1 protein-coding gene and 2 pseudogenes are annotated in these 3,014 nt (G+C 65.0%); 1 reads left to right on the top strand and 2 read right to left on the bottom strand.

Annotated features, from left to right (window positions below; all coding sequences use genetic code 11):
• A pseudogene (locus H0485_RS20980) lies at positions 1 to 73 on the top strand (IS6 family transposase); the annotation flags it as partial.
• A gap of 215 nt (positions 74 to 288) precedes the next feature.
• On the opposite strand, the pseudogene H0485_RS20975 reads toward H0485_RS20980, so the two are convergent.
• Positions 289 to 915, bottom strand: a pseudogene (locus H0485_RS20975) (IS3 family transposase); the annotation flags it as partial.
• A 159-nt stretch (positions 916 to 1,074) separates the two neighbouring features.
• A partial coding sequence (locus H0485_RS20970; RefSeq protein ID WP_435531526.1) for a hypothetical protein occupies positions 1,075 to 3,014 on the bottom strand: 1,940 nt, incomplete at its 5' end.

Below are 3,014 nucleotides of genomic sequence, written 5' to 3'. Positions count from 1 at the left end.
CATGATCCGCAAGGCACAGATCCCGGCTAACGGTGCCTCGGCGTTCCAGATCTTTGCGGGGCTCGCGGCATAACTATGTCCAGCGATCAGATCCTTTCAGCCTGTTCGGAAATTTGCGACACAACCCAATTGCGGCGAGGAGGATGGCAGAGAAGAAGGTCTGTGGACAGCGGTCGTATCGGGTGGCGACGCGCCGCCAATCCTTCAACCGCCCGAACATGATCTCGATGCGGTTGTGATCCGCTACCCAACTCTCGTCCACCCGAAGGCAGAGTTTTCCGGCTTCGCTCAGGGTGACGGGTTGGTAACGCCCCCTGATTTCGTCAGCATGATCGGGACCTTGTTGCCGATCGCGCCATGTGGCCGCTCTTCGTTGTAGTATCTACGCCAAGCCTCCATTTTTTCTGCCGCATCCGCAAGTGTCAGGAACCAATGCTGGTTCAGACATTCCGCCCGGAAGCGTCCATTGAACGCTTCGATGAAGGCATTGTCCGTCGGTTTTCCGGGCCGGGAGAAGTCGAGGACCACCCCGCGCTGATAAGCCCAGAGATCCATATCACGTGAGACGAACTCGGTGCCCTGGTCGACCCGGATCGTCTTCGGATATCCCGCCGTTCGGCACACCCGATCGAGCGTCGCGACCACATCTTCGCCTCGGTAGCTATAGCGGACGTCCAGAACCGGCACGTAGCGGGAAAAGGTATCAACGACGGTCAGGACACGCAGCTTCTTTCCCGTCGCCAGCTGGTCATGAACAAAATCCATCGCCCAAACATCGTTTGGTCCGACTGCCACCGCGCGGTCATCGCGGAGCTTGGCTTTTACACGCCGTTTGGGCGTCTTATGTCTGAGCTGAAGGCCTAACTCCTTATAGATGCGGTAGACTTTCTTGACGTTCACACCCCAGAAAGGCCTCATCCTGCGGCATATCTGCTCTCTCCTGCTTGCGGGGCTGGTGCGGTTACCTTCCGGCGAAGCGGGGTAGAGCGCAAATAAAATGAGCTGCCGCATTGGGGGTGCGGCAGCTCAGTATCAGGAGCGGAAGGGCTGTTCCGCTCCTGATGAACCAGTCTCTTACGAGATCAGGCCGTTGTGTGCGTCGTCCATCTCGAACAGGGCCGAGGGGGCTGCGCCGAGGAGGTTGCCGCCAAGGCCGCCCAGCAGGCCGCCGACGAGACCGCCGACCAGGCCATTGCCGCCGAGCAGGTCACCGACGATGGGCAGGCCACCGAGCAGGTCACCACCGGCGTCGCTGCCGCCGCCCAGCAGGCCGTCGAGCAGGTCGCCGACGATGGGCAGGCCACCAAGCAGGTCGCCACCGGTTTCGTCACCGCCGCCCAGCAGGCCGCCGACCAGGTCACCGACGATGGGCAGGCCACCGAGGAGATCGCCACCCAGCAGGTCACCGACAACCGGCAGACCGCCGAGCAGACCGCCTTCGCCACCGATCACCCCGCCGAGCAGGCCGTCATTGCCCAGGACCGCATCGAGGATGCCGCCCGACGTTCCGCCAAGCAGGCCGCCGAGCAGACCGCCGTCACCGCCGAGGATGCCGCCGAGCAGACCACCGTCACCGAGGATGCCGCCGAGCAGGCCGCCGTCACCGCCGAGGATGCCACCGAGCAGACCGCCGTCACCGCCGAGGATGCCACCGAGCAGACCGCCGTCACCGCCGAGGATGCCACCGAGCAGACCGCCGTCACCGCCGAGGATGCCGCCGAGCAGGCCGCCGTCACCACCGAGGATGCCACCGAGCAGACCGCCGTCACCACCGAGGATGCCGCCGAGCAGGCCGTCGTCACCGAGGATGCCACCGAGCAGGCCGTCGTCACCGCCGAGGATGCCGCCAAGCAGTCCGCCTCCGCCAAGCAATCCGCCGATCAGGCCGTTTTCACCGAGCAGACCGCCCAGCAAACCGCCGTCGCCGAGCAGGCCGCCCAGCAGATCGTCGAGCACACCGGTCAGCAGGCCTTCACCCGAACCGCCCTCGCCGCCAAGCACGCCACGGATCAGGCCATCGGTGATGGCATTGATCGCGCCGAGCAGATCGCCGGCCGTCAGGGTGGTCAGGCCATCCTGAACCCCGCCGAGCACACCATCGAGCAGATCGCTGACGCCGCTCAGGGCTTCGTCAAGCAGTGCTCCTTCGGTCAGCAAGGCACCCTCAACAGCCCCGAGCAGAGCCCCGAGCGCCTTCGGGATATCGAGCGTGTCGAGCGCCGACAGGGCCTCTACCAGGCCAGCAGCCAGAGCGGCTGCAGCCGCAGCGGTACCGCCCTCGAGGTTCGGGGTCAGACCGCCGGTTTCACCGCTGGCAGCGTTGCCACCGAGGATGCCAGTGACCAGCTCGCCGAGCAGCCCACCAACGCCAGCCAGCGGAGTACCCGAATTCAGGCCGTTCAGCAGCGATCCCAGACCGTTTTCGAGGCTTTCGACCAGTTCGCCTACCGCATCACCAGCCGTATCGAGCAGGCCGTTTTCGCCGCCCAGCACAGCGGCAACCGCGCCGAGCAGGGTGTCAACAGCAGCCGTCAGATCCGCGTCGCCGAGCTGGCCGAGGGCTGTGTTGATGTCGTTCAGCAGCTCAGGGACAATGGTATCCACGCCTTCGAGAATTTCTCCAAGAACCGATTGATCGCCGTCGCCATCGCCGTCGCCATCGCCATCGCCATCGCCGTCGCCATCGCCGTCGCCATCGCCGTCGCCATCGCCGTCGCCATCGCCATCGCCGTCGCCATCGCCGTCGCCATCGCCGTCGCCGTCACCATCTCCGTCGCCGCCGTCCACGGGTTTCCCGTCCGATGAGCCACCGCTCGCCAGGAGACCGAGGGCGCCGAGGCCTGCAGCGCCAAGCGCCAGCATTTCCTCATTCGCCATGGCTGCACCAACGCCTTCGCCCTCGACCGAGGTCGAGTTGCTGTCGACGCCGCTGAACGAACCATCTGCATAAAGCAGGCGGCTGACTTCGCCGTTCGGGCCGGTGACAAAGAAATCGGTGATGATGATCTGCTGAC

The organism is Pseudogemmobacter faecipullorum, from assembly GCF_020539525.1.
GTDB classification, from domain to species: domain Bacteria; phylum Pseudomonadota; class Alphaproteobacteria; order Rhodobacterales; family Rhodobacteraceae; genus Pseudogemmobacter; species Pseudogemmobacter faecipullorum.
This window is presented reverse-complemented; position numbering and strand designations above follow the sequence as displayed.